6 protein-coding genes are annotated in these 5,423 nt (G+C 61.7%); 4 read left to right on the top strand and 2 right to left on the bottom strand.

Features of this window, described 5'->3' with window-relative positions:
• A partial coding sequence (locus ACFC3J_RS21245; protein ID WP_375197975.1) for a phosphoadenosine phosphosulfate reductase family protein occupies window positions 1-275 on the bottom strand: 275 nt, incomplete at its 3' end.
• 142 nt (window positions 276-417) lie between these two features.
• Between ACFC3J_RS21245 and ACFC3J_RS21240 the strand changes: the two genes are divergently transcribed.
• From ACFC3J_RS21240 to ACFC3J_RS21225, 4 genes are all read left to right on the top strand, one after another.
• A complete protein-coding gene (locus tag ACFC3J_RS21240; protein ID WP_375197974.1) occupies window positions 418-1,506 on the top strand; it encodes a helix-turn-helix domain-containing protein in 1,089 nt (362 codons plus the stop codon).
• Window positions 1,507-1,642: 136 nt separating this feature from the next.
• The gene (locus tag ACFC3J_RS21235; RefSeq protein ID WP_375197973.1) at window positions 1,643-2,788 is read left to right on the top strand and encodes a sulfotransferase; all 1,146 of its coding nucleotides are present in this window, start codon (window positions 1,643-1,645) and stop codon (window positions 2,786-2,788) included.
• Window positions 2,775-3,953, top strand: a complete 1,179-nt coding sequence (locus ACFC3J_RS21230; RefSeq protein WP_375197972.1) for a hypothetical protein — start codon at window positions 2,775-2,777, stop codon at window positions 3,951-3,953. Before ACFC3J_RS21235 ends, ACFC3J_RS21230 begins: the two co-directional genes overlap by 14 nt.
• 114 nt (window positions 3,954-4,067) lie before the next feature.
• Window positions 4,068-4,817: an SDR family NAD(P)-dependent oxidoreductase gene (locus tag ACFC3J_RS21225; RefSeq protein WP_375197971.1), complete on the top strand. Its 750-nt coding sequence runs from the start codon at window positions 4,068-4,070 to the stop codon at window positions 4,815-4,817.
• A 9-nt stretch (window positions 4,818-4,826) separates the two neighbouring features.
• Here ACFC3J_RS21225 and ACFC3J_RS21220 read toward each other — a convergent pair.
• On the bottom strand, window positions 4,827-5,423 hold a 597-nt coding region (locus ACFC3J_RS21220), incomplete at its 5' end, for an aldehyde dehydrogenase family protein (RefSeq protein WP_375197970.1).

The raw sequence follows: 5,423 nt of genomic DNA, 5'->3' as shown, positions 1-5,423 counted from the left end.
ACCAGCAGTTCCATGCCGCTCTCCCGCGCCATGCGGTCGCGCAGCTCGTACATCGCCTTGAACTTCCAGGTCGTGTCGACATGCAGCAGCGGGAAGGGCGGTGGCGAAGGGTAGAAGGCCTTGCGCGCCAGATGCAGCATCACCGCGCTGTCCTTGCCCACCGAATAAAGCATCACCGGCTTCTCAGCCTCCGCTACAACCTCCCGCAAGATGTGAATGCTCTCCGCCTCAAGACGCTCCAAATGCGTCAGCCCTATCCGTGGCTCTTTGATCATGAATTTCCTGCCGATAGCAAATGGACACTATCTGCTCGGTAGCAATATAAGGTGTCGATTCCGAGCTATCGATCAGCATTCAAAGTGCCAAATGGATAGCGATTCCGTCATGGACAGGCTGGTACGCTCGTAGCCGGTCCGAATGATGGTAACAGTAACATCTTGGGTATCTATCGTCAAAAATATGAATATTTTTCGCAATCGTGTATCAGGGAAATCATCTGATTATATTTTTGGAACCAGAAGAGATCCTCCGATAAATCAGCTTCTCCTGATAAGGTTGATCGCTTATCATCACGATAATCCGGAGAAAAGAGAGCGCAGGGCAAGGGCCGATATGTCGATAAGACCTTATGATGCTGCCCGCCATGCTGAGGGCACAAGCCTGGACTTCATATTCCCGCAGGAATTCGAAACGTCTCTCGAAGCGGCCAAGGCTACAGTTGGTGCGCGCTTTGAAGTCCGGCGGTTTTTCTGGCGGGAACGGAACGAGATCGTCTTCACGCCGCCGTGCAGCTATTTCGAGTTGACCCGCTTCTCGTCCGTGGGCCGATATCTCGCTTCTGCCTGCGACTTTTGCGAGCAGGGCGAAGTGCGCTTTTATCCGGCCGCGCGTCCGTTCCAAATGCATTGGCAGGAACGCGAGCAAAGATCGCTATTTTGCAGAATAGATATTCCCGCGATTACCGGATTGCCGATGGAACTTTCCGATCAGCAACTGCGCGACACCATAGACATGCGCAATCCCCACGTCAGGGCACTGCTTCTAAGGGCGCAGCAGGAACTGGTGGCGCCGGGGCTGTGTTCGCAACTCGTTCTGGATTCGATCAGCGTCGGGCTTGCAGCCGAAATGGTGCAGCAATTCGGCCCGGAAACGCAAGCCGAATTCACCAATCGCCGGACGTTCGACCAGCGCTATCTGGCCGGCCTTGTCGCACATATCCGGGAGCAGCCCGGCAGGGTCGGGATCGGCCAGTTGGCGGCGGAACGCGGCATCAGCGTCCGTCATTATGAACGCCTGTTCCGCGCCGCGACGGGCGAAAGTCCCGCAGCCTTTTGCCGCCGTCATATGCTCGCTCTGGCGAAGGACCTGCTGATGGACCGATCGCTTCTGGTCAAGGAGATCGCCTATCGCTGCGGTTTTGCCAATACGGCAAGCTTCAGTGTGGCCTTCCGCCAGATAGAAGGGTGTTCGCCGCAGCAGTTCCGCGACCGGCTCTTGATCCACTGAGCGCCCATTAGTTTAGCCGCAATTTTCGACATCTGTTTGCGATAGGCGACATCGAGGCCGCCTGCGCTTTTCTTCGGTGTCCGGACCAGTCATCCTGCCCAGAACGGTCGTCAGATCGGTTTGAGAGAGGATGGCAATGACATTTGGATTTCCGGACGCGGACGCGCTGCTGGCGCAATATCCGCTGCCCGATTATTTACGGGACAATGTGCGGCCGGGGCTGGAGCAACTGCTCGCCTCGATGGCGGAAGACCGGGCACTTAACGCCAATGGCCATGCCCGGGCGCTGCATATCATCGCCGATGACTTGTCCCGGCTGAAGGCGATCGCCGACGACCGGGCGCGTTATCCCGACATTGCCGATGTCGAAATCAGGCAGCCGCTTTTCATCCTCGGCCTCCCCCGATGCGGCACCAGTTTCCTGCATGCCCTGATGGAAGGCGACCCGCAGATTCGCACGCCGCTGATGTGGGAAGTGGCCGAGCCATCGCCCCCGCCCGAAGCCGCAACCCCCGATACGGACCCGCGCATCGCCCGGTTCGATGAGCATCTGCGCGCGCAACTCGGCGGTGATGCCGACGAATTGCTCAAAGCCCATCCGCTCGGCGCCAAAATCCCGCAGGAATGCGGATCGTTCATGACGACCTCCTTTCAGAGCAGCAATCCGTGCATGTTCCAGCATCTCCCGCGCTTCTACGACTGGTTCAAGGGCATCGACGCGACCTTTCGCTACGAGGTCCATAAGATGTGGCTTCAGCATCTGGGCTGGCGGCATCCCGGCAGGCATTGGGTACTCAAGATTCAGGAGCATATGTATAAGCTCCCGGCGCTGCGCTACGTCTATCCCGATGCGATCTTCATCCAGCCGCATCGCGACCCGACCACCGTCATCGCCTCCATCTCCCAACTGATCAGCGTCATCCGTGGGCCATCATACGACCAACTCGACCTGCATGCGCTGGGCGCCGAATTCCTGCAACTCTGGTGGGACGGGGTGAAGTGCTGCATGGACTATCGCAAGGCGCATCCGGACCTGCCGATTTACGACATGCGCTATAAGGATCTGGTCGCCGACCCGGTCTCGACCATCCGGGCCGCCTATCACCATTTCGGCTGGGATTTCACGCCGGACTCGGAAAAAGGCATTCTGGGCTGGCTGCGGGAGAATCCGGCGGGCAAGCATGGACATCGCAGCTACACGCTGGCCGATTATGGCCTGACCGCCGAACAGGTGAGCGACAGGTTCGCCGAATATATCGAGACCTACCATGCCTATCTCTGAAACCTCTCCATGGCGCGCGTGGCTGGAGCGGATGGCGGGGGCGGAAAGCGTGCTGGACAGGCTGGCCGATCCCGGCGACCCGCAGGCCCGGGCCGAGGTCCATCGGCTGTTCTTCGCCATCCTCGCCACCGGCTATCAGACGGCCTTCGCCGATCCCGATCATCCCGATTTCGTGCCGTCGGTCAGCAGCATCCTCAACACGGTCGGAGTCAATCCCGACTTCATCTATGGCGCGGCGCGGATCGACGGCAGCGGCGTCTACAGATTGTCTGGCACGCGCGGGGACGGGGTTTTCGTGTTCCTTGATCTGGTCGCGGGCGGTCTGGGACCGATGGAGGATCTGGGGCCTTCGGTGGGCATGATCGATCTGGATGCCTGCACATTGGGCCCCGACGGAGTGTTCGACATCCTGTTGGGCGGCGAGCGGCCGGAGGGGCATGCGGGCGACTGGTTCCCGCTCGACCCGCGCGCAGTCACCATCGGCCTGCGCCATGCCTATTATGACTGGGGCGCGGGGCGCGATCTGCGCATCGCGATCGAACGGGTCGACCGGCGCGTCGGCGGCGGTCCGGTGCCCGCGGCCGAGATCGCCCTTCGGCTCGATCGCCTGTCGGCCTTCGTCGAACGCTATGCCGCATTTGCCCTGGGCTATGGCCAGCGGCAGCGGGCGCAGGGCTTCGTCAACAGGCTGGAATATGACGACTGGGCCGGTCGCGGCGGCGTTGCCGGGCAGCATTATTATCAGGGCATCTTCCGGTTGGAGCCGGGGGAGGCGATGATCATCGACACGGCGGTGCCCGATCAGGTGCGCTACTGGAACGTGCAGCTCAACGATCCGCTGTGGAACACGATCGACTGGATCAACCATCAGAGCAGCCTCAACGCAACGCAGGCGCGGCTCGACGGCGACGGCCGCTTCCGCGCCGTCATCGCACTGGACGATCCGGGCGTGCCCAACTGGCTCGATCCGGCAGGCCGCAACGAAGGGTCGCTGATGCTGCGCTGGACCGGCGCGAGTTCCGGGCCGGAGCCGACGCTTAGGATCGTGCCCGCGGCAGAGCTTCGGTCGCATCTTCCCGGCGACACGCCGCTGGTCACGCCGGAGCAGCGGGACGAGACGATCCGTCACCGCCGGCGTGGCGCGCAATGGCGGCGGCGCTGGTGACGGGATCGGCCCCATCCGGCGAAAGGTTGGTCGCGTCGTAATCACCGATATGACAGGCGTTCAGCGCGGCATTTTTTGATCCCGCCGACGCCCCGTTTTGGAAAGAATATGCGGATGGACTTTGCAGGCAAGGTCGTACTGGTCACCGGCGCCGGGTCGGGTCTGGGCCGGGCGGCGAGTCTCGCCTTCGCGCGGGAAGGCGCGGCACTGTGCCTTGTCGGGCGCAGCCGGGCCAAGCTGGAAGAGACCGGGCGGTTGATCCGCGACGCGGGTGGCCGATGTGCCGAGCTGGCTTGCGATCTTGGCGAGCCGCGTGGCTGTAGGGAGGCCATCGAAGCGGCGATGACGGCATTCGGCCGGCTGGACGTTCTGTGCAATATCGCCGCCGATGTCATGTTTCACCGCTTGTCCGACATCAAGGAGGAGGAATGGCACCGGACCATCGCCTCGAACCTGTCCGGTCCCTTCTTTCTCATGCAGGCGGCCATGCCGCACCTCATCGAGAGCGGCGGGAATATCATCTGCGTGGCCTCCACCGCCGGTTTCATGGGGCAGGCCTATCTGGCGCCTTATACCGCCTCCAAATTCGGACTGGTCGGTCTGACGCTGTCGCTCGCGATGGAGATGATGGACAGTCCCGTCAGGATCAACATCCTCTCGCCCGGCCCGATGCGGACGGAAATGACGCAGGGCATGTCCTTCCCCGATTTCGCCGATCCCCGGCTCCTCGCGCGCTACACCGGCATGCGGCCGCCCTGTCTGCCCGAGGATGTGGCCGAGCCGCTTCTGTTCCTGGCTTCCGATCGGGCGCGTCATGTGCATGGCGCTTGCTGGGCGGTCGACGGCGGCATTACCGCCGGTTAGGCAGCTTCTCTATCCGCCGATGGGATAGAAGACCGACTTCTGGTTTTGATATTCGTGCAGCCAGTCGGGACCATATTCCCGGCCCACGCCCGAGCGTTTGTAGCCGCCGATGGGTGCATAGGTCATACGCCCAGTGCCACCATTGAGCATGACGCTGCCCGCACGGATATGCATCGCCATCTCATAGCCTTTGGCAGCGTCTGCGGTTTCGATGCCACCATTCAGGCCATAACGGCTGTCGTTGGCGATGCGGATCGCCTCTTCGTCGGTATCGAAGCCGATGACGCAGCCGACCGGACCGAACACCTCTTCCTGGGCGATCGTCATCTTGTTGTCGACATCGTCGAAGATCGTGATGTCGGTGAAGAAGCCCTTGTCGAGACCGGCCGGACGCCCGCCGCCATGCACGATCCGCGCGCCCTCGTCGCGGCCGATGGTGATCAGTCGTTCGACCTTTTCCCGCTGGGATTCGCGGATCAGCGGCCCCATCGCCACGGTGGGATCGGCAGGATCGCCGATTTTGAACTGGCTGGCGATGGCACAGGCGGTTTCGACGAACGCTTTCCTGATGCTGTTATGGACGACAAGGCGCGTGAGCAGGGCGCA

The sequence above is a fragment of the Sphingobium sp. genome, from assembly GCF_041987595.1.
Lineage (GTDB): Bacteria > Pseudomonadota > Alphaproteobacteria > Sphingomonadales > Sphingomonadaceae > Sphingobium.
The sequence above is the reverse complement of the archived record's forward strand: the minus strand, read 5'-3'. Positions and strand labels throughout refer to the sequence as shown.

What these genes read in the sequence shown, in the direction of transcription:
- ACFC3J_RS21225 (WP_375197971.1), top strand. Translation starts at nt 4,068, where the DNA reads ATGGACTTTGCAGGCAAGGTCGTACTGGTCACCGGCGCCGGGTCGGGT.
- ACFC3J_RS21235 (WP_375197973.1), top strand. Translation starts at nt 1,643, where the DNA reads ATGACATTTGGATTTCCGGACGCGGACGCGCTGCTGGCGCAATATCCG.
- ACFC3J_RS21230 (WP_375197972.1), top strand. Translation starts at nt 2,775, where the DNA reads ATGCCTATCTCTGAAACCTCTCCATGGCGCGCGTGGCTGGAGCGGATG.
- ACFC3J_RS21240 (WP_375197974.1), top strand. Translation starts at nt 418, where the DNA reads ATGATGGTAACAGTAACATCTTGGGTATCTATCGTCAAAAATATGAAT.